This window comes from Lactobacillus delbrueckii subsp. bulgaricus (assembly GCF_046938665.1).
GTDB lineage: Bacteria > Bacillota > Bacilli > Lactobacillales > Lactobacillaceae > Lactobacillus > Lactobacillus delbrueckii_C.
This window is the reverse complement of the sequence record NZ_JBKZCD010000002.1, coordinates 63,814-83,855: the sequence shown is the minus strand read 5'-3', so window position 1 is coordinate 83,855 and position 20,042 is coordinate 63,814. Positions and strand designations below refer to the sequence as shown.

General features: G+C 51.2%; 19 protein-coding genes. All 19 read left to right on the top strand.

Annotated features, from left to right (window positions below):
• The first annotated feature begins 181 nt into the window (after window positions 1–181).
• The 19 genes from ACLUXO_RS01780 to ACLUXO_RS01690 all read left to right on the top strand — a co-directional run bounded on the left by ACLUXO_RS01780 (window position 182) and on the right by ACLUXO_RS01690 (window position 20,000).
• Complete coding sequence (locus ACLUXO_RS01780) at window positions 182–4,522, top strand: tape measure protein (RefSeq protein ID WP_412136084.1); 4,341 nt, start codon at window positions 182–184, stop codon at window positions 4,520–4,522.
• 9 nt (window positions 4,523–4,531) lie between these two features.
• On the top strand, window positions 4,532–5,398 hold the full coding sequence (locus ACLUXO_RS01775) for a hypothetical protein (RefSeq protein WP_412136083.1): 867 nt from the start codon (window positions 4,532–4,534) through the stop codon (window positions 5,396–5,398).
• Between the two features lies 1 nt (window position 5,399).
• Window positions 5,400–6,941 carry a phage tail tip lysozyme gene (locus ACLUXO_RS01770; RefSeq protein WP_412136082.1) on the top strand — a complete coding sequence of 514 codons (1,542 nt, stop codon included), beginning with the start codon at window positions 5,400–5,402 and terminating at the stop codon, window positions 6,939–6,941.
• Window positions 6,920–7,234 carry a DUF2577 family protein gene (locus tag ACLUXO_RS01765; RefSeq protein WP_412136081.1) on the top strand — a complete coding sequence of 105 codons (315 nt, stop codon included), beginning with the start codon at window positions 6,920–6,922 and terminating at the stop codon, window positions 7,232–7,234. Before ACLUXO_RS01770 ends, ACLUXO_RS01765 begins: the two co-directional genes overlap by 22 nt.
• A 3-nt stretch (window positions 7,235–7,237) precedes the next feature.
• Window positions 7,238–7,717, top strand: coding sequence for a DUF2634 domain-containing protein (locus tag ACLUXO_RS01760; protein WP_412136080.1), 480 nt, complete (start codon window positions 7,238–7,240; stop codon window positions 7,715–7,717).
• Complete coding sequence (locus tag ACLUXO_RS01755; RefSeq protein ID WP_412136079.1) at window positions 7,701–8,855, top strand: baseplate J/gp47 family protein; 1,155 nt, start codon at window positions 7,701–7,703, stop codon at window positions 8,853–8,855. Before ACLUXO_RS01760 ends, ACLUXO_RS01755 begins: the two co-directional genes overlap by 17 nt.
• Complete coding sequence (locus ACLUXO_RS01750) at window positions 8,848–9,405, top strand: putative phage tail protein (RefSeq protein ID WP_412136078.1); 558 nt, start codon at window positions 8,848–8,850, stop codon at window positions 9,403–9,405. Before ACLUXO_RS01755 ends, ACLUXO_RS01750 begins: the two co-directional genes overlap by 8 nt.
• 16 nt (window positions 9,406–9,421) lie before the next feature.
• Window positions 9,422–11,338, top strand: coding sequence for a hypothetical protein (locus tag ACLUXO_RS01745; protein ID WP_412136077.1), 1,917 nt, complete (start codon window positions 9,422–9,424; stop codon window positions 11,336–11,338).
• A 48-nt stretch (window positions 11,339–11,386) separates the two neighbouring features.
• Complete coding sequence (locus tag ACLUXO_RS01740; protein WP_412136076.1) at window positions 11,387–11,806, top strand: hypothetical protein; 420 nt, start codon at window positions 11,387–11,389, stop codon at window positions 11,804–11,806.
• A gap of 11 nt (window positions 11,807–11,817) precedes the next feature.
• The gene (locus ACLUXO_RS01735) at window positions 11,818–11,988 is read left to right on the top strand and encodes an XkdX family protein (protein ID WP_412136075.1); all 171 of its coding nucleotides are present in this window, start codon (window positions 11,818–11,820) and stop codon (window positions 11,986–11,988) included.
• Window positions 11,975–12,397 carry a hypothetical protein gene (locus ACLUXO_RS01730; RefSeq protein ID WP_412136074.1) on the top strand — a complete coding sequence of 141 codons (423 nt, stop codon included), beginning with the start codon at window positions 11,975–11,977 and terminating at the stop codon, window positions 12,395–12,397. The genes ACLUXO_RS01735 and ACLUXO_RS01730 overlap by 14 nt, the downstream gene beginning before the upstream one ends.
• On the top strand, window positions 12,394–12,678 hold the full coding sequence (locus ACLUXO_RS01725; protein WP_412136073.1) for a hypothetical protein: 285 nt from the start codon (window positions 12,394–12,396) through the stop codon (window positions 12,676–12,678). Before ACLUXO_RS01730 ends, ACLUXO_RS01725 begins: the two co-directional genes overlap by 4 nt.
• Window positions 12,668–13,033, top strand: a complete 366-nt coding sequence (locus ACLUXO_RS01720) for a phage holin (protein WP_412136072.1) — start codon at window positions 12,668–12,670, stop codon at window positions 13,031–13,033. Before ACLUXO_RS01725 ends, ACLUXO_RS01720 begins: the two co-directional genes overlap by 11 nt.
• Window positions 13,023–13,922: a GH25 family lysozyme gene (locus ACLUXO_RS01715; protein WP_412136071.1), complete on the top strand. Its 900-nt coding sequence runs from the start codon at window positions 13,023–13,025 to the stop codon at window positions 13,920–13,922. The genes ACLUXO_RS01720 and ACLUXO_RS01715 overlap by 11 nt, the downstream gene beginning before the upstream one ends.
• A gap of 147 nt (window positions 13,923–14,069) precedes the next feature.
• A complete protein-coding gene (locus tag ACLUXO_RS01710; protein WP_412136070.1) occupies window positions 14,070–14,195 on the top strand; it encodes a hypothetical protein in 126 nt (41 codons plus the stop codon).
• A 494-nt stretch (window positions 14,196–14,689) separates the two neighbouring features.
• Window positions 14,690–16,528, top strand: coding sequence for a translation elongation factor 4 (gene lepA / locus ACLUXO_RS01705; RefSeq protein WP_300615955.1), 1,839 nt, complete (start codon window positions 14,690–14,692; stop codon window positions 16,526–16,528).
• Window positions 16,509–17,210 (top strand): class A sortase, encoded by a 702-nt coding sequence (locus ACLUXO_RS01700; RefSeq protein ID WP_412136069.1) that lies wholly within the window; start codon window positions 16,509–16,511, stop codon window positions 17,208–17,210. The genes lepA and ACLUXO_RS01700 overlap by 20 nt, the downstream gene beginning before the upstream one ends.
• The gene (gene recJ / locus ACLUXO_RS01695) at window positions 17,207–19,483 is read left to right on the top strand and encodes a single-stranded-DNA-specific exonuclease RecJ (RefSeq protein WP_412136068.1); all 2,277 of its coding nucleotides are present in this window, start codon (window positions 17,207–17,209) and stop codon (window positions 19,481–19,483) included. The genes ACLUXO_RS01700 and recJ overlap by 4 nt, the downstream gene beginning before the upstream one ends.
• Window positions 19,473–20,000, top strand: coding sequence for an adenine phosphoribosyltransferase (locus ACLUXO_RS01690; protein ID WP_013439788.1), 528 nt, complete (start codon window positions 19,473–19,475; stop codon window positions 19,998–20,000). The genes recJ and ACLUXO_RS01690 overlap by 11 nt, the downstream gene beginning before the upstream one ends.
• Window positions 20,001–20,042 lie beyond the last annotated feature (42 nt).

The following is a 20,042-nucleotide window of genomic DNA, read 5'->3' as shown; positions in this document are numbered from 1 at the left end:
GTGGGCCAAGATGAACCGAGCAGAGCAAGCAATAGTCGTGGCTAGTATCGAAGTCCGCCAAGCGGACGAAAAGAAGCAGCAGAAAGAAGCAGAAAGGAAGGCTAGGTCTAAGAGACACCACTAATGGGGCGATCAAAGGCTTAGCCCTTTTTTCTTTATTTCAAAAGAAAGGAGGTAAAAAGTGGCATTTGACGGAACAATCTCGACAACGATCAAAATCAACGACGCCTTTAGTCAAGCACTAGACAAGCTGAGTGACGGCCTGGGTAAGTCGCAGGGGGCTTTTAATAAGCTAAAGGGCGCTTTATCTGGGGACGCATTCGGAAGCCAGGAAAAGCAAGCAAAAGGCTTCTTCAGCTCAATCGCCGGCGGAGCTATGGTCGGCAACTTAATGGCTGCTGGTCTTGGCCAAGTCAAGAACATGGCCAGCGAAGTTGTTGGCAGTTTGGATGAAACCAGTACCGCCTGGAGCACCTTCGAAGGAAATATGAAGTTCCTGGGGCAGTCAAACAAACAGATTGCTGCCACAGAGTCCCAGCTGCAAAATTATGCATCCAAGACCATCTACTCCGCCAGCGACATGGCCAGCACCTATGCCCAGATGAAGGCCGTCGGTGTCAAGAACACGACTGCTCTGGTTAAAGGCTTCGGTGGTCTGGCGGCTGCTGCTGACAATCCAGCCCAGGCGATGAAGTCGCTGAGTCAACAGGCAACTCAAATGGCTGCCAAGCCTAAAGTCCAGTGGGAAGACTTCAAGATCATGCTTGAACAGTCACCGGCTGGTATGTCGGCCGTAGCCAAAGCTATGGGGATGTCTACTAAGGAGCTTGTATCAAGCGTCCAGGACGGCAAGATCAAGACTCAGCAGTTCTTCGATGCTATGACCAAGGCTGGGAATAACAAATACTTCACTGGCATGGCCACGCAGTTCAAGACCATGGGCGATGCTGTTGACGGACTGATGGACACCCTGACTTATAACCTCCGGAAACCATGGGCAGCCGTCTCTAAATTTGGGATCAACGCTATTAACGGGCTGAGTGATGCTCTTGGCAGCATCGACTACAGCAAACTGGCCAGTGGGATCACCAGTGCTCTGAACAAAGCACAGACGTTTATCGAGAAATTTGTTGACACGGCTAAGACGAATCTTGGCAAGGTATTTGACAACTTCAAGTCAAGCGGTGCCTTAGATGCGATTAATTCGATGTTTGACACCATCGGCAAGTCGATTACCAAGTTCAGCAAAAACAGCAGTAAGGCGGCTGGTGGCGGAGATTTCTTTGAAAAGCTCGGCTGGGTTTCTGGCCAGGCGGTAGTTCAAGTAGCCAATGCCATAGCTAGCGTGGCTACTGCGATCAGCAAGATCAAGCCGGAAACACTCCAGAACCTTGCCAAAGCCTTCGTAGCGCTGAAATTCGGCATCAAAGGGATTGGCCTGGCAGTAGTAGTCAAGGCCCTGCAGAAGTTGGCGGACATTCCAGCAGACACACTGAATAACTTGATCAATGCGATCACAGGCCTTGCGGTCGCTTTCGCACTCTTCAAGGGTCTGATGGGCGTGGTTAAGACGATCTCAGCAATCAAAGAGGCGTTCAGTGGCTTCACTCTGCCCGGTACAAACGAAGTGGGTGCAGGTTCGGCTATTGCTGCCAACGCCAAGGCCTACATGCAGTTAGGCGTGGCTCTGATGCTGGTCGGCGCAGCAGTTATGCTTACCGCTGCCGGCTTCTACATCCTGGCAGCAGCGTGCATCAACCTTGCTTCTTCTGGCGGTGGGGCAATTGCAATCTTCTTCATCCTGCTGGCGGTCATCATTGGCCTGGGCGTAGCTCTGGCAGTGTTTGCCCCAGCTCTTGCAGCTAGTGCAGTAGGGTTGTTGCTGTTCGGTGCAGCTCTTGCCTTGATTGGCTTGAGTGTGCTGTTGGTTGGTGCAGGCTTGCTCATTATGTCATTGGCATTAGCCAACATCCAGACCTATGGCGTTGGCGCTGGATTGGCAATGATGGTCTTAGCGATCGGGATTGCCTTGCTTGGCGCAGCTTCAATTGTCGGCGCTGTAGGCCTGCTCTTGCTTGGTGTGGCTGTCCTGGTCGTAGCTGTCGCTTTGGCAGCTCTTGGCATCGGGGCCATTGTAGCGGCGGCAGGCATCCTATTGCTTGCGGCGGCTGTTGCTATGCTGGGCGTGGCCATGCTAATCGTTTCAGCGGCTATCACAGGAATTGTGACTTCCATGATTGCTATGATCTCAGCTATTACAGCGGCAGTCGTGACTGTAGGGGCAAGCATTATTGCTGTGGTCTCCTCAATCGCTGCGGCGATCATTGCCGTAGTCTCATCTATCGGCAGCACTATTGGCGGTTTGATTGCAACTGCGGGAGCTACGATCACAGAAGTGATTACTGGGATCGCCAACGGCATCAAGACGGTGTTCCAGGGCGTCGGTGACACGATCACTCAGATCATCAACAGCATCAGCACTGGGATCAGCAAGGTCTTCAACTCAATTGCCAACGTCATCAACTCTGTTGGTAACTCAATTCATAATGCGGGCCTTGGCATGCAGGAAATTGCGGCAGGTTTGAGAGCGATTGCCTCAGTTGGCATTGCCAAAACAGTAGCTCTGCTGGCATCTCTTGCAGGTGGCCTTGGTAAGGTAGCGGCGCAAGGGTCAGGTCTGTCTAACGCTGGCCGTGGGATGTCAACTCTTGCGACTGGCGCAATCATGGCGGCCAGTGCTATCGCTAGACTGAAGGCAGTCGGCTCAAACATCAAGATCGTGGCTCCTAAAGCCAACTTTGCGGCTACTGTCTCATCAGTCAGAGCAGGGATGCAGGCAGCGGCTAGCGCTGCTAATGCTGGTCGTGGGGCTATCGTAGCGGCAGTTCGTAACTCAATAGCTGCAGCTGTCTCTGCTGGTAGAAGTGCGGCGGCTTCAATGCACTCTGTCGGTGTCATGATCGGTGCTGGTCTGGCTAATGGGATGAGAAGCCAAGTTGGCGCTGTGGCGGCGGCTGCTGATGCTCTTGTAGCCCAGGCTGATAGAGCGGCTAGAGCCAAGGCCAAGATTCACTCACCATCACGGCTTTTCGCAGAGATCGGTGACTTCATCGGACAAGGTCTTGCTAAGGGTATCGATGGCACTCAAAGCTTGATCGCTCACTCCAGCGAAGGCTTGATTGACTCAGCCTATGCGGCGGTTAACGCAAGCACTGGTGAAGGCTTTGGCGATGCACTAGCCAGCGGATTCATGACGGCCTACGGGGCAATTATGCAGGTTGTAGAGGCTTTAGGTGGTCTTGATGGTGCGAAGGCTTCAATTGGTGTTCAAAGCTCTCAGACGGCCACTGTGCAGGCTGTGGCTGACCAATCAGCTATTGCCACTCAAGTACCTACTAATCTGACTCAGCAAGCGATCGCCAATGTATCGCCAGCACCAGTGCAAGTGTCTTCTGTAGCACCTAATGTGAACGTATCTCCCGCAACTGTACAAGCTCCAGCGATTAATGTTGTGCCAGTAGTTGCGCAGGCAGTGAGTCAAGCACCTAATGTGAATGTTCTTCCAACGCAGGCTCAAGTGCCAGAGATTAGTAGTGCTCCAGTTGCTGTCCAACCAGCTCCCGTTAACATTGCGCCACAGACGACACAAGCGCCTAACATCACCGTTTTGCCGTCTGTGGCGGAAACTCCGGCAGTAAAAGTTGCTACTGGGCCAGTACAACCTACCGTAATTAATCAGCCACAACCTGCCGTCAGTGTGCTTCCAACACCAGTACAAGCACCTAATGTCAGTGTTGCTCCAGCAATGGCACAAGCACCTGTCGTTAACGTTGCACCAACACCAGCACAAGCGCCTAATATCAACGTTGCTCCAGCAATGGCGCAAGTGCCTGCTGTTAACGTTGTGCCTACTCCAGTACAAGCACCTAATGTCAGTGTTGCTCCAGCAATGGCGCAGTCTCCGGCGGTTAATGTGATGCCAGCTCCGGTTCAGCCAACTGTAATCAATCAGTCGGCCCAGCCTCTGGTTAGCCAGCCTGCTGTTAATGTGAGCCAGCCAGCAATCGTCAACAACCTGCAGACTCCGGCAGTCCAGGCTAGTCCAGTGCCAGTGCAAATCATGCAATCACCAGCTAGCCAGGCCGCACCAGTCCAGGTAGTGCAGCCGATCAGTCAACCTGTCATCACGCAGGAACAGCCGGCGCAGGCAATGCCAACAATCAGCGCTGGATTAATGCCAATTCCGTCACTAGCTAGCCTGCTGACACCGGTTCAGCCGCTGGACTATCCAAAACAGCCGGTCTACAACGTGGACAGCGGCAGTGTAACGTCAAGCACGATCAGCAGTACTACTGTAAGCAACCAGACGACCAACACGACCGCTCCAACGTCCAGTTACGTGATCAACGTCCAGTCTGGTGCAATCCAGGTGGACGGTGCTAAGGATCCACAGAAGAGCGCTGAGCAGATTCTGGCAGAGATCGAAGAGATATTAGGACGGCAAGCGGCTAAAGCACTGTAGGAGACATAAATGGTAGCAAAGAAGACTACGAAGAAGCCTGCCAAGAAGTCGACTAAAAAGAAGACAACTAAGAAGGCGGCTAAAAAGACAACCAAGAAGAAAAGCACGGCCAGAAAGCCAAAAAAGTCTACTAAGAAGAAGGCTACGGTCAAGAAGAAAAGACCCCAAAAAGGCAAAACCAGAAAAAATCGGATCAGATCCAAAAAGTTTGGTGTCTACATCACTGACCAGAAAAGCGGGAAAACAGTCCAGATCCCAGTCAACCCAGAATCGCTGTCCTTCACCAGGGAGAGCGACGACACGAGTCAGAAGATTATAAAGCTGGGTGAAGTCAACCAGCTTGGTCTGCGAAAACTGACCAGCATCCAGATCGATTCTTTCCTGCCCAAGCGTAAGGCGCCTTACACCGTTGGCAAATGGCATAAGCCTCAGTACTACATCGACTTCTTCAACAGCCTGCAGAAGGGCAAGAAGAAGGTCAGAGTGACTGTGACCAGCACGAAGATCACCTTCTTGATGACCGTCTCCAGCTTCAAACACGGCTTTGAAAAGGGCTATGCTGACGATCCAACTTACACAATCATCTTCAAGCAGTACGTGCCTTTTTCTTATTCGAAGATCAAGAAACGCAAGAAGCCGAAGGGTAAGAGTGTAACGAAGAAGTCCAAAAAGAAGCGCAGCTCTAAAGCTGGCAAGATCACCAGGGGGACTAACGTAATCGTCACTGGGACTGCTTACCACAAATCCACTGGCGGCGGGAAGGCTAAGAGCTTGAAGAAGGCAAAGCGGAAAATAACGCTGGTCTCTGCGGGCAAGAAGTACCCGTATCACATCAAAGAAGGCTGGGTAACCAAGAAGAGCGTAAAGAAGGCATAGCATGAGCATCAAGTTAGAGTACTGGACCAGAGACAAGAAGACTGGTTACGACCTCAGCAAAAACGTCAATAACGTGAAGTGGACGACCGACCTCAACTACTCAGCTGGAGAATTGACTTTCGACCTTGTCTTTGCCGGCAAGCCAAAAAAGCCCGCTTTAGGCGGGATCATTAAGTACTGGTATAACGGCAAGAAGGTGTTCTACGGCTATGTCTTTGACGTTAAAGTGTCAGCAGATCGCACTGTGTCCGTCACGGCCTATGACAAGCTCTACTATCTCAAGAGCCAGGACTCAATTGTCTGGCCAACGATGACGCTTGGGTCACGCTTCACTGAAGTCTGCAAGCGGGCCGGGGTGACACACAAGATCGTAAACAAGCCGACGCATAAGGTCAAAGCGGAGATCTGTGAAGGCAAGACATACTTCGACATGATCAAGAGTGCTGTTAACAAGACTAAGAGCAGTACGGGCAGTTACTACTTCGTGACTACTAACTGGTCTACGGTAGAGCTGCGGAAAGCTCCCTACAAGAAGCTGAACTTGATCTTGGGTGACAAGTCCGGGATGATCAGCGGCAGTCTGCAGGAGAGCATTACAGACGCCTATAACGTTGTTAAGGTTTACACCAAACACACTAAGGGCAAGAAGACCTCTACAGCGAAATCTGGCTATTCTACGACCAGCTATCAGAAGTCAAGCAACAACGCTAAAACCTGCTGGAACTTCTTCGCTTCCAAGGGTCTGAGCGGTATCGCAATTGCTGGTATTTGCGGCAACATCGCCCAGGAATCGCAATACAGCCCAACAGCAACTAGCGGTAACGATGACATTGGGATCATCCAATGGACCGGCTCAGCCAAGACAGCGCTGATTAGCTGGTGTAACAGTCACGGGCTGAAGTACACCAGTTTATCTGCCCAGCTTGACTATCTCTGGAACGCCAGCTCGTCGGCCAGAACGTCTCACGGGATCAAAAACAACGCCACTCTTATGAGCGGGCTGCGGAATGCTAAATCAATTGAAGCAGCGGTCGATATTTTCGAGCAGCAGGTTGAAGGCGCCGGGATTCCAGCAATGGGAAATCGGTACCGCGATGCTCACCAGATCTACAACGAGATGAACGGCGCCAGTGTCAAGGGTGGCAAATCTAGCAAAACCAGCTCAAAGAGCAGCACTGCTACCACATCAACGCCCAAGAACACATCCTTCACCTTCACAACTGCCAAGGGGAGCACTATCGCCCGCTGGGGCTTGCTTCAGAAGGTGGTCCAGAAGAAGGACAAGGCTAACTCTGCCCAAGCCAAAGCACAGGCCAAGGCAGAGCTGAAGAGCTCAAACCAGATCACCAAGACGCTGACTATTGACTGCATCGGCAACCTTAATTTTGTTGCTGGTAACTCTGTCAACCTTAAAGTTGGCTATCTCAGCCAGAATAAGAGTAACGTTCCGATAACGAAGGCGGTCCATACGTGGTCTGGCTCAAGTTACACATGCAGTTTGACATTGAAAGCGGGGAAAAAATGGCTGGAGAATGGCTCTTAGAGCAATTAAGCCGGCGTGGCGGATCAGACTCCGATTACTGTGATGTCGTTACTGGGACTGTAGTCAGCGTTAGTCCGCTGAGAGTACAGCTATCTAACGAAATGGTGATTGGGCAGGAGTTTATCACGCTTGGCAAGAACATCGGACAACAGACAATTATCGGCACTGCCACTTTTGGCGACAAGACCGGGGAGATCTCAATCGATTTTGACAATAGCTTGCGGGAAGGCGACTCTGTGACGCTGATCCGGGCTGACGGTGGTCAGGAATTTTATTTGTTTGAAAGGGGGTAGCCTATGGACGATGAATTGACTAACAGCGACTACGATGACGATCTGGAAGACACTACTGACGGCGCTGAAGATGAAGACGACCAGGTAGATGATCCAGAAGATGACGATGAAGATGCTGAAACTTCACTTACTTTCAAAGTGGATAACGGCAGAATCGGCGGGAAAATTGACGGCCAGGAAGCCATGATCCAGGCTATCTCGAAGATTATGGAAACAGAACGGTCGGTCTATCCGATTTATAGCGAAGACTACGGGAACGACCTGGACGAGTTGATCGGCAAGAACTTTGACTTCGTCGAAACAGAGATCGAACGAGTTCTGGAAGAAGCTCTCGAAGAAGATGAGCGGGTAACCGGAGTTAGTGTTGATTCAATTGAAGAGACTGATTCAACTTCGCTGCTGGTGACGGCGACAGTGAGCACGATCTACGGCGAATTAGAAGTAACACAGGAGGTGGACGGATCAGATGGCGACAACTATTAGCGAATTGATTAACCAATTAGAAGGCCAGGACTACGACTACTATCTGGAGATGATGCTGGACAGCGTGCCAGAGGACATCGACACCAGAGAAGGCAGCGTAATCTATGATGCTTTAGCTCCAGCAGCCACTGTGCTGGCTGAGCAAGCGCTCAACATGGCCGAAATTGTGAGAGAAACTTATATCTCTACAGCAGACGGCCAGTTCCTGGACTACCGGGCGGCAGAACACGGCACGGCCAGAATCAAGGCCACCAAAGCACAGGTTAGAGCGACTGCTACAGACGAAACCGGTGCAGCACTGACGACTGTGAGAGTCGGCGACCAGTTCAGTTCTATCGGAGCTGAGCCGATCACCTACACTGTGCAAAGCGTTGAAGATGATCATAGCTTTATCATGGTCAGCGATACAGCAGGGACCAGCGCCAACTCATATACTGGCCAGATCTTGCCAATCACGCCTAACGATGCTTTGAGCTACGCCAAGATCACGGCCGTGACGGTGCCAGCAAGAGACGATGAAGATGACGAGACTCTCAGAAGTCGCCTCCTTCAGACAACTCCGTGGCTCGCCTACGGCGGTAACGTGGCGGACTACCAGGCTATGATCGCTGATATAGTAGAGGTTGGAGCAGTGCAGATCTACCCAACCTGGAATGGTGGCGGTACGGTCAAGCTGGTGATTTTGGGGGCTGATATGAAGGTTCCGTCTGCTGAGCTTATCAGCGATGTCACCAAGCAGATTGATCCGTCTCAAGGGCAGGGATATGGTCTAGCGCCAATCGACCACAGAGTCACTGTAGTAGCGCCTATGCCAGTGACCGTGAACATCTCTGCCACTATCGAAGTAGACACTGCTGGGGGTTATACCAAGTCAGCAGTCCAGTCAACGATTGAGAGCGCAATTGATCAGTACTTTTCCCAGCTCGTCAAAAGCTGGGGTACTCCTGATGCGGCCACCGGGCGCAGCTACAAGTTGACCGTCATGCGGTCTCAGATCTTGGCCAAAATTCTGGGCGTGGCTGGGGTAACCAACTCCAGTCTGCCGACACTCAACGGCAAGGAAGAGGACATAGCGCTGGTCTTCAACAGCCAGACTAGCCAGCTTCCTGTAAGAGGGGCGGTGACGCTGAATGGATAGTGAAGAGCTGCTTGAGTATATGCCGGAGTTTTACGACGGCGTGTATGAAATGGAAGAGCTACTCAGAGCGCAAGGGCAAGCACTGGCTGCTAACGACAAAACACAAGAGCAGATTATGGACAATCAGTTTGTTGTTACTGCTGATGAAACTGGGGTCAAGGCTTTCGAAGAGCAGTTAGGCATTGTGGCCAAACCAGCCGCAACGCTTGATGAGCGCAAGCAGCAGATCATCGTAGAAAGCGCACCACCTCAGCCGCTAACCAAGAACTATCTGCACTCCAGCTCGACAAACCTTTTCGGGATGCAAGTAGACTTTGATATCGACACATCTCAGCAGACGGTCACAGTTTACGCTACTGCTACTGGCAGCATTACAGCAGTCCAGGCCGAAAACCTGCGAAACTGGCTTTACCACATCCTGCCTGTCAATATGTTGCTGAATGTCCGGATCAGTTTTGCGACTCAAAATAGCGATTTGCAGGCTTTCGCTAGCGTGGCTACCAGCTTCAAGTCAAGCCTGGTGTCTGCTGCTGAAACATCTCAGATTTAGGAATTAGGAGGTATAAATGGCAAGTTACGGAAACACCGTGCTGACCGGTGCTGGTATCGATCTGGTCAAGCGTGTGATTGCTAAAACAGCTACTTTCGAAATCACTAGAGTAGCGACATCTAGCGATAGCAGGCTGACTAATGCGACTATCAGCGCTATTGAAGCTATGACTGCCTTGCCTAGCGTCAACCAGACGGGCACGGTCACAGCTTTCGACACATCAAATGACAAGCAGGTAGGGCTTAAATGCGAGTTCACCAACCAAGGGCTGACTAACCAGTACAGCATCTGCGGCGTTGGCATCTACGCCAAGGAAGCAGGCAAGAGTGAGATCCTCTTCGCTGTAGCACCAGCCAAAGAGCCGGAAACCATGCCTGCTAAGCCTAACGACCAATCAGCGCTGTTTTCTTTTAGCTTGAACATGTACGTAGTCGTTGGCCAAGCCAGCGCTATGTCAATCACAGCAACGACAGAAGGCGTGGTCAAGTCGATCAACGGCACGATTAAGCCGGACGCAAACGGCAATGTCTCTTTGTCCTATTACTCACAGGCAGAAATTGACCAGAAGATCAGCTCACTCAGTAGTGCCATCGACAGCTTAAACAGCTCAAAAACCAACAACACGGACTTCAGCGCTCTGAAGAATCGTGTAGCTGCTAATGAAGCAGGCAAGGCAGATAAATCCAGTGTCTATGACAAAGGGACTGCTGATAATCGCTATCTGCAGAGAGACGCAAGCAGTACGCTTAAATCCGGAGCGCTCTTACGCTGGGATGACTCTGGTCATGCCAATGACGGCAATAATGTCCCATACATGGCAGGCGGCCTGCACTGGGATGGTAAGACTGACAGGGCTGAAATCAGAGCAGAGGAAACTGGCACAGATAATCTTGATCTGGTCTTCGACCTTGGCGATGATGGCTCGAACAACGTCGACTTCCGCTGGAACAACGTCAGCAAGGCCAAGATCAACTCGTCTGGGAAGTTCACGGGCCATGTCGACTGGGCCAATGTAGACGGCAAAGACACGTACAGCAGGGCAGAGATCGACAGCAAAGTGTCCAACATCCAGATTGGTGGGCGAAATCTTCTTAGAAATACAAGAACATTGGACTCTGACGTATGGCTTTTTCGTGAAGCCTGGCCGAAAGCTAGCTACTCCTACCAAGGATGCCAAGTTCGGGGCAGTGATGTGACAGTGTGGAATGGTTTTTCACAATACATTGAAGTTAGTGGTGGGGAAACCTATGTTTTCTCGATCGATGTTAAGTCTGCCGATGGAGGTAGCTATAGCGATGCTGGATTCTATGTTTCGCTAAATCCCGACGACGGCTACACTAAGGCGCAGGCATCGGGCGATAATGAGATATTTACCTATGATGCAGACTGGAAACGGCTGTCTTTTGTAACACACATAACATCTAATGGCTATATTAAGCCACGGATCGAACGTGTGACTGCAGCGAGAGGAAAAATTGTTTTTGCTCGACCGAAGCTGGAAAAAGGCAACCTGGCAACCGACTGGTCTCCAGCCCCAGAAGACCTGGAAGAGGGGATTGCGTCCACGACGGCCACAGCTAACGAAGCCAAGGCGAAAGCTGAAGCCAATGCGAACAGCATCCAGATGCTGAGTGATAACATTAACAGCTCCGGTTACACTTCAATCACACGTACGGTAGGCGTAAATCTTGATTCATTCATTGAACTTGGTTCATTCTATTTCCCTAGCTCTGCAAACTGTGTCAATTGTCCGATTAACGAAAACCAGAAAGACGATATGTGTGTGGAAAATCGGAAAGTTGGGGGAACAATAATCCAGAAGTGCTATTTCGTGAAAACATACAGCACTGTGTATATTCGCACCACATCCACTAACGGATCTATTTGGAATTTATGGGCCCAAATTAACGGAGTGTACCAAATGGACTTTTAGAAAGCTAGGTACAATCCGTTAATTTGGCGACGGCTAAGGAGGCCAATTATGACAGAAGAAACTCAATCAATCGAAGTAACTAAAACGCAAGCAGAGATGATCACTGACCTGCTCAGCAATTTCACCTACGCCTACCGCTCTGACGTAGACGTAGACTGTCAGCGTGAGCTGGTAGAGAAGGATAAGGTGGGAAAATATCCTTACCCTCCAGACACACCAGGCTCTGATCTGAAGCAACCTACTTATGACTGGATCAATGCCACGTGGGTGGAAAAAGCAGCTGATACGATCAAAGAGCTTTCAGCACAAGTAGATGGGCTGCAGGCAAGCAAGGAAGTCTTAAACCAGCAAAATACCGCTCTGCTGAAGATGGTGTCATCAATCAACGCCAACTTTGGTAGCATGTCTGCTACTATCAACCAACTTGCCCAACAACTGGCAGCTAAGAACGCTGAAGAAGTCAAATAAGGAGGCAGAACATGGCAGCAAATTACTATATCTTAGATCCAGACTGGCTGGCACCTACGTACAAGATGGAATACGACTGGGGCTGGATTGACAAGGCGACCGTCCAATCATACGTAAAGCTTGGCTACATCACAGGCAAGGGCTACAAGCTCATCACAGGCGAAGACTATGAAGAATCTTAGAAGCGGATCACCTCTCCATCTCATCGTAGGCCTTGATCTGATCGCCACGGGACTGATTTTGATGAATAACGACAGATACTTTTTCTGGCCGCCTCATCCAGAGATCATCACGGCTATCCTCAACGACGATGTAGTCGGAGCAATCGGCACGCTGACAGGAATTGGTTTGATCTGGTGGGCCTACTCCAAGGTAAAATCAGTCAAGGCAGATCACTGGCTGATTACCATTGCCACAGGCTACTACACGATCCTCAGCATGACAGAGTTTTCTCATGCGCTGTTTTCGCCAGCAGGTGAGCCACACATGTTCATGAGTGGGATCGGAGAGCTGGTCATGGCTCTGGTGACACTTTACATGGCCAAGCAGAGCCCAAGTGGAGAAGAAGGCGACAGAATCAAGAAAGGGTGAGACATACGAACTGGCAAGATTTAGCTACGAAGGTCTTACCCTTGGTGGTCAGTGTCATCACTGCTTACTATTCGTACAAGCTCAACAAGGCCAAGTCAGACAGGGAGACTGCTAAAGACCAGTTTGACCGTCTGAACGAAGAAGTTGAGAAGATGAAGCGTGAGCGTGATGAGTACTATGAGAAGACTAAGAAGCAGGATCAGCAGATTTTGAAGCTAAAGAAGGATCTGCTGATGCAGCAGAGTGAAGCAAGACAAAGGGAGGCAAAGAATGACGGTTAAAGACTGGATCTATTTGGCCATGACGATCGGCGGCTACTTGGTGGCCGTGATCGCTGGGCTTTACGCAAAAAACAAGACAAAAATCAACAAGTCAACTGCAGCAGGCAAGGCTATGGACGTTGTTGGTCAGCTCGCTACCTATGCAGTCCACGAGGCTGATCGGGTCGACATGAGCAATGATAGTAAACGCCAATATGCCGTTGAAGTGGTCACTCAAGGCTTGAGCTGGCTTGGCGTAAAGGGGGTAACCCCGATTATTGTCAAGGGGGCTGTTGAAGATGCTGTCAACGCCATGCACCTCGCCAACTCACAGCAGGCAGTAGCAGAAACTAAGGAGGTTACTAATGGTAAGTAAGACTTACGGCGTCGATGTGGCAAGTTACCAGCCGACAGACTTATCCGGCTATCACAAGGCAGGCGCTAGCTTTAGTGTGGTCAAGCTCACGCAGGGGACTGGCTACTTTAACCCGAAGGACACGGCTCAGATCAAGTCCAGCCGGTCTTTGGGCATGGAAACTCACGCCTACCACTATGCTGAGTTTGGCAGCTCTGTCAGCCGGGCTAAAGAAGAAGCTAAGTTCTTCCTGGCTAGAGCAAGCAAGCAGAACATCAGCAAAAAGCGCTACCTCTTCTTGGACTGGGAAGCAGGGTCCGGAAACGTAGTGACCGGAGCGAAATCTGCCAACACGGCGGCGATCATCGCCTTTATGGACGCCTGCAAAAAAGCAGGCTACAAAGTCGGTCTGTATTCTGGTGCGGCTCTGATGCGCTCAGCTATCGACACTGCACAGATCGTCAAGCGCTATGGGACTTGTCTCTGGGTAGCTTCCTACCCTACGATGTCGGCGGTCTCATCAGCAGACTTCGGCTACTTTCCATCAATGGACGGCGTGCTCATCTGGCAGTTTACGTCAAACTGGCACGGCCTGGGCGTAGACGGCAATGTAGCCTTTTTCAAGGCCGAAAAGTCGGCCGCCAAGAAGACTGCTGAGCCAGCCAAGAAGGAGACAGCTAAGGCTACCGCTAAGGACTTTGATCACGTAGTCAAGGTCAAGGATCTGGGTGCTGGGAAGGCGTCCTGGAAGGTGCGCCTGCTCTCCAAGAGCGGCCACTATACTGACTCATACGTGCCGCAAGGATCTTCCTGGAAGACGGCCAAGGTCATGACGATCAAGGGCAAGAAGTGCTATCTGATTGGTAAAGACCTGTGGATTCCAGACGAGTTTGTGACAATCACGAAATAGTAATAAGCCTAGTTCCTTCAAGGGGAGCTAGGCTTATTTTTTATATTTTCACAAAGAAAAGTGTTGGCATATCTACGATATGGCGTATAATAGTAATTGTAAGGAAAGGAGTAAAGCCATCCGGAATAGAAAGGAGGACTTACGGATATGGCTAAAGATCCAAAAGAAAAAGACGAAGTCATCGCCAAATATGCAATGATTTCAGCTTGGGCACTTCCGGTTACCGAGCTGATCAAGCAGATTGGCAGAGTGATCCTCGCCTTGATCAAATAGTAATGCAAAGTGGCAGACTTAGATCTGTCGCTTTGTCATATCCGTATTTTAGCAAAGATGTCAGAAAAAGAAAAGCAAAAATGCGTTATCTACGCTTCATACTCAGTAATAGCGACCGTATTGATTAAGTTGATTTTTGAGGTACTACTAGAATGGTAAAAGTTACAGAAGCTCAACGAAGAGCAAGCAAGAAGTGGGATGAAAAAAACAGAGCACGTAAATCATACATCACCAGGAGATCATCAGCAAAGAGCTTCATCTTGAACCTGGCGACGGAAGAGGACCTGGACGCTATACTGTCCTACGTGGAAGAGCGTCGGCGTCTGCTGGAAGAGTTGCCCGAAAAAAGCCCGAAAAGAAGTTGAACTTGGCTTAATCCTGTTTAACTTAAAGTATGATAGAATGTAGTGTCTACAAGCAGTTTAAAAGTATTAAATCAACTTTCCACTTCGGGTATAATTGTTTAGTACTTTAGTAAGGATGCGAGAAAATATATGGACTTAGAAAAATTAAAAGACTACCAAAAGCACATCCGCAATTTTTCAATCGTGGCCCACGTTGACCACGGCAAATCAACGATTGCCGACCGGATTCTGGAACTGACGGACACGGTTTCCAAGCGGCAGCTGAAAAATCAAATGCTGGATGACATGCCCCTTGAACGGCAGCGGGGGATCACCATCAAGATGAACTCGGTGCAGGTCAAGTACCACGCCAATGACGGGGAAGACTACATTTTCCACTTGATCGACACCCCCGGCCACGTCGACTTCTCCTATGAAGTTTCCCGGTCCCTGGCCGCCTGTGAAGGGGCTGTCCTGGTCGTTGACGCCTCCCAGGGTGTCCAAGCCCAGACCCTGTCCAATACTTACCTGGCTTTGGAAAACGACCTGGAAATCCTGCCTGTTTTAAACAAGATCGACCTGCCAAGCGCTGACCCGGACATGGCCAAGAGCGAAATTGGCGACATGCTGGGCTTAGACGCCAGCGACGCCGTGGAAGTTTCCGGCAAGACCGGGGCAGGGATTCCGGAACTTTTGGAAAGAATCGTGACCGACATCCCAGCGCCGACCGGGGACTTGACCAAGCCCCTCAAGGCCTTGATCTTTGACTCCAAGTATGATGACTACCGGGGGGTGGTCATGTCAGTCAGAATTGAAGAAGGCACGGTTAAGCCAGGCGACGAAATCATGATCATGAACACCGGCAAAAAGTATGAAGTAACCGAAGTCGGCGTTTCCAGCCCCCACCCGGTTAAAGAAGACATCTTGATTGCCGGGGACGTTGGCTATATTACTGCCAATATCAAGTCTGTCCGGGAAACCCGGGTCGGGGATACCATCACCAGCGCTGAAAACCCGACGGCAGAAGCTTTGCCAGGCTACCGGCAGATTCCGCCAATGGTCTACTCTGGTATGTATCCAACCGACAACCGGGACTATGACGACTTGAAGGAAGCCCTGCAGAAATTACAGCTTAACGATGCGTCCCTGGAATTTGAACCGGAAACTTCCCAGGCCCTGGGCTTTGGTTTCCGCTGCGGCTTTTTGGGCCTTTTGCACATGGACGTCGTGCAAGAGCGCTTGGAGCAGGAATTTGACCTGGACCTCATCATGACCGCGCCGTCAGTTGACTACCACGCCATCATGCCGACTGGGGAGGTCAAGCTGATCGACAACCCGGCTGACCTGCCGGATGCCGGTGAATACAAGGAATTGCAAGAGCCTTACGTTAAGGCGGAAATCATGGTGCCAAATGACTTCGTCGGCGCAGTAATGCAGCTGTGTGAAGGCAAGCGGGGCGAGTTCCAAACCATGGATTACCTGGACAAGTACCGGGTCAACGTGATCTACGAAATGCCCCTGGCGGAAATCATCTACGACTTCTTTGACCAGCTCAAGTCTTCAACCAAGGGCTATGCTTCTTTGGACTATGAAATCATCGGCTACAAGGCCACCAACCTGGTCAAGATCGACATTCTCCTGAACAAGGAACCGATCGATGCCTTGAGCTTCATCGCCCACCGCGAAGAAGCCCGGGACCGGGCCGTCCAGATGTGCAGCCTGTTGAAGAAGCTGATCCCGCGGCAAAACTTCCAAGTTGACATCCAAGGAGCAATTGGGTCCAAGATCATTTCCCGGGCTACGATCAAGCCTTACCGAAAAGACGTTACCTGGAAGATCCACACCGGTGACCCGGACCGGCGGGCCAAGCTTCTGGAGAAGCAGAAGCGGGGCAAGAAGCGGATGAAGTCAGTTGGCCGGGTGGAAGTCCCGCAGGACGCATTTATGGCAGTATTACGGATGAATGACGATGACATCAAAGGCAAGTAAAAATACAAAAGACCACCCAGTCCGCCGGATTATTCTGCGCCTAGTTGCCGTAATCCTCTTTTTGCTGGGCCTGGCTTTGGTCTTTAACCAGCAGATCAGCGCGTTTTTGGTCAAGCAGAACCAGACCGCGGCTTTAAAGGGCCTGACCCGGGACCAGGTCGTGCAGAACCAGAAAAAGAAGGGGATGTATGACTTCAAGAAGGTCAAGTCAATTGACTTTGCCCAGACCACCCGCAGCCGGGTCAAGAACACCGCTGGCGCAATTGGGGCAATTTCCATCCCCAGCGTCAAGCTCTACCTGCCAGTTATGCAGGGCCTCTCAGACGCGGCTCTGTCAACAGGGGGCGGCACCATGCGGGCTGACCAGAAGATGGGGAAGGGGAACTACCCTTTGGCCGGCCACTACATGACTGACCAGGGGGCCCTTTTTTCACCCCTTGAACGGGTCAAGCTGGGCAGCATGGTCTACTTGACTGATTTAAAGAAGGTCTATGCATACAAGATCTACTACAAGAAGGTGGTTGACCCCAGCGCCGTCTGGCTGGTTGCCAACACCAAGAAGAAGATCGTGACCTTGATCACCTGTGCCGATGGCGGGGTAAACCGCTGGTCTTTAAGAGGGAAACTGACCGCGGTCAAGCCAGCAAGCAAGCAGAATTTGGAGATGTTTAAACTTCGATGAAATGGCAAGAAAGAACAGCTGCTCCTTTGGCCAGTAGCCTGGTTGAGAAATTTCAACTTAGCCCATTAACGGCTAAGTTGTTTTCTTTGCGGGGAATTGACAGCGAGGAAAAAATCGACTACTGGCTCCACGCCAGTGAAAATGACCTGGCAGATCCCTCTTTGATGCATGACATGGACAAGGCAGTCGACCGAATCAACCAGGCCCTGGACGAGGGTGAAAAGATCACTATTTACGGGGACTATGATGCTGACGGGATCACCGCCACGGCCATCATGACGGAAATGCTGACCATCATGGGGGCTGATGTCCATTACTTCATTCCTGACCGCTTCAAGGACGGCTATGGGCCAAGTTTAGACCGCTACAAGGATATTGTGGCAGACGGGACGAAATTGATCATTACCGTTGACAATGGGGTAACCGGGATTGAAGAAGTGGCATATGCACAGTCTCACGGCGTGGACGTGATCGTTACCGACCACCACACCTTCAAGGAGGAAAAGCCCGACGCTTATGCCCTGGTGCACTGTAACTACCCAGGCCAGGCTTATCCTTTTGACGACTATTGCGGGGCCGGGGTAGCTTATACTATTGCCCGGGCAGTCTTAGAAGACACGGCCAGCGAATTTTTGGAACTGGCCATGATCGGGACCATTGGGGACATGGTCAAAGTTTCCGGTGAAGGGCACATTATCGTCAAGCGGGGCTTGGAGATGCTGAATGAAAGCTCCCGGCCGGGCCTGGTGGCTCTTATCCGCAATGCCGGCCTTACCCCGGGGATGATTGATGAAGAAGACGTCGGCTTTAGCATCGCTCCCCGTTTAAACGCCTGCGGCCGCCTGGCTGATGCCAGCCTGGCCGTAAGGCTGCTTTTGGCGGAAAGCCCGGGCGAGGCCCAGGAATTAGCCGATCAGATTGAAAAGCTGAACAATGAGCGAAAAGACCTGACTCAAGCGACCATGCGGGCGGCTGAGGCTCAAATTAAGCGCCGGGGCTACCAGAAAGAAGCGACATTGACCCTGTATGACCCGGCCTGGCATGAAGGGGTCATGGGCTTAGTCGCCAATAAGATCGTGGAAAAATACCACAAGCCGACCTTGATGCTGACGAAAAACGAGGCCGGCCTGGTCAAGGGGTCCGGCCGGTCCAGCCAGGGCTTCAACTTGTTCAATGCCTTGAAACCTTTTGAAGGCAAGTCCATCACCCAGTTTGGCGGCCACGACTTTGCCTGCGGCCTGTCGACGACTGAGGAAAATCTGAACCAGCTCAGGCGCGACTTTAACCAAAGCTTTAAGGCAGGGGAGAAGGGTCCGGAAAAGGTCCAGGAATATGATGGCACGATCAGTCCATTAGATGTTGATTTGACCAGCGTTTATGACCTGGCCCAGGCCGGGCCTTTTGGCACGGACAACCCCCAGCCGGTCTTTTTGCTGGACAAGCCGCAGATTTCTAACTTCCGCCCGATGCGGAAGGGCTGCAGCTTCATGGTGGGCCCGGTCAGGGCGGTGGATTTTGACCACGGCTTAAACCAAACTGTCCTGCCTTATTTGCAGCAGATGTTGGTTAAGCTTGCTTCTAACACTTTTAAAGGCAGGACCAATGTCCAGTTCCGGATTGTTGACCTGCATTACGGCCAGTCCTTGTACGCGCCAGCCGCCCGGATTGTGGACTTCCGCGGGCAGGAGAATTTGCTGGGTTTTGCGGACAAGTATCTCTTATTTGATGAGAAAAATCTCAGCCAGGCCATGAATCATTTTGGCATTACTAAAGAGCAGATTTCCCTGGCTAAGGACAATGAAGACCTCAGCCAGCAGGTCGTGTCAGTTCTTGACGTGCCGGCCAATGAGGCCCAGCTGAACTTTGTCCTGGCCAAGCCTTACCGCCAGCTCTACCTGCGCTTTCAGTTGGACCAGCTGCCAGGGGAGGCCCTGCCCAGCCGGGGCAACTTCGGCCTGGTCTGGCAGTACTTTTTAGCCCACCCGGGACTAAAACCGAATGATTACATGCAGGCTGCCGGCCAGCTGGGGATGGATCCGGACAGTATCATGTTTATTTTGAGGGTGTTTTTTACCCTTGATTTTGTTAAAATGGAAGAGGACAGATTGCTCCCTAAGCCGAGTCCGACAAAGAAGTCTTTGGACGATTCAGCCTATTACCGGTCAGTGAAAGCAGAATATGCCTTCGTTAACAAATTACGAACAATCTCTTCGAATGAATTAATTCGCTATGCCAGTGGTCTAGCAAATGGAGGATTACAAAATGTCAATTGATTTTAAGAAGTACATTGCCAGCGTCAAGGACTTCCCGAATGAAGGAATCATCTTCCGGGACATCACCCCGATCCTGCAAGACGGTGAAGCCTTCGCGGCAGCTACTCACGAAATTGCTGAATACGCCAAGAGCCGGCAAGCTGACGTGATCGTCGGGCCGGAAGCCCGGGGCTTCTTGGTCGGGACTCCGGTAGCAATCGAACTGGGTATCGGCTTCGTGCCAGCCCGTAAGCCCCACAAGCTGCCACGGGAAGTAGAAGCTGCGGCTTACGACCTGGAATACGGGTCAAACGTCCTGGAAATGCACAAGGACGCGATCAAGCCTGGCCAAAGAGTAGTCATCTGCGACGACTTGATGGCAACGGCCGGCACCCTGCACGCCACTAAGGAATTGATTGAACGCCTGGGCGGGAAAGTTGTCGGGGCAGCCTTTTACATTGAACTGACCGACCTTAAGGGCAGAGAAAAGTTCCCGGACGTGGACATCTTCTCCCTGGTTCAATATACCGGCGCTTAATTTTAAGAGCAAGACAGAAAAAACGGCTTTACCGGAAGGTAG

Excerpts from the sequence above, each read along its gene's own strand:
- ACLUXO_RS01775 (WP_412136083.1), top strand. The coding sequence starts at position 4,532 with ATGGTAGCAAAGAAGACTACGAAGAAGCCTGCCAAGAAGTCGACTAAA.
- ACLUXO_RS01770 (WP_412136082.1), top strand. The coding sequence starts at position 5,400 with ATGAGCATCAAGTTAGAGTACTGGACCAGAGACAAGAAGACTGGTTAC.
- ACLUXO_RS01765 (WP_412136081.1), top strand. The coding sequence starts at position 6,920 with ATGGCTGGAGAATGGCTCTTAGAGCAATTAAGCCGGCGTGGCGGATCA.
- ACLUXO_RS01760 (WP_412136080.1), top strand. The coding sequence starts at position 7,238 with ATGGACGATGAATTGACTAACAGCGACTACGATGACGATCTGGAAGAC.
- ACLUXO_RS01755 (WP_412136079.1), top strand. The coding sequence starts at position 7,701 with ATGGCGACAACTATTAGCGAATTGATTAACCAATTAGAAGGCCAGGAC.
- ACLUXO_RS01750 (WP_412136078.1), top strand. The coding sequence starts at position 8,848 with ATGGATAGTGAAGAGCTGCTTGAGTATATGCCGGAGTTTTACGACGGC.
- ACLUXO_RS01745 (WP_412136077.1), top strand. The coding sequence starts at position 9,422 with ATGGCAAGTTACGGAAACACCGTGCTGACCGGTGCTGGTATCGATCTG.
- ACLUXO_RS01740 (WP_412136076.1), top strand. The coding sequence starts at position 11,387 with ATGACAGAAGAAACTCAATCAATCGAAGTAACTAAAACGCAAGCAGAG.
- ACLUXO_RS01735 (WP_412136075.1), top strand. The coding sequence starts at position 11,818 with ATGGCAGCAAATTACTATATCTTAGATCCAGACTGGCTGGCACCTACG.
- ACLUXO_RS01730 (WP_412136074.1), top strand. The coding sequence starts at position 11,975 with ATGAAGAATCTTAGAAGCGGATCACCTCTCCATCTCATCGTAGGCCTT.
- ACLUXO_RS01720 (WP_412136072.1), top strand. The coding sequence starts at position 12,668 with ATGACGGTTAAAGACTGGATCTATTTGGCCATGACGATCGGCGGCTAC.
- ACLUXO_RS01715 (WP_412136071.1), top strand. The coding sequence starts at position 13,023 with ATGGTAAGTAAGACTTACGGCGTCGATGTGGCAAGTTACCAGCCGACA.
- ACLUXO_RS01710 (WP_412136070.1), top strand. The coding sequence starts at position 14,070 with ATGGCTAAAGATCCAAAAGAAAAAGACGAAGTCATCGCCAAATATGCA.
- lepA (WP_300615955.1), top strand. The coding sequence starts at position 14,690 with ATGGACTTAGAAAAATTAAAAGACTACCAAAAGCACATCCGCAATTTT.
- ACLUXO_RS01700 (WP_412136069.1), top strand. The coding sequence starts at position 16,509 with ATGACATCAAAGGCAAGTAAAAATACAAAAGACCACCCAGTCCGCCGG.
- recJ (WP_412136068.1), top strand. The coding sequence starts at position 17,207 with ATGAAATGGCAAGAAAGAACAGCTGCTCCTTTGGCCAGTAGCCTGGTT.
- ACLUXO_RS01690 (WP_013439788.1), top strand. The coding sequence starts at position 19,473 with ATGTCAATTGATTTTAAGAAGTACATTGCCAGCGTCAAGGACTTCCCG.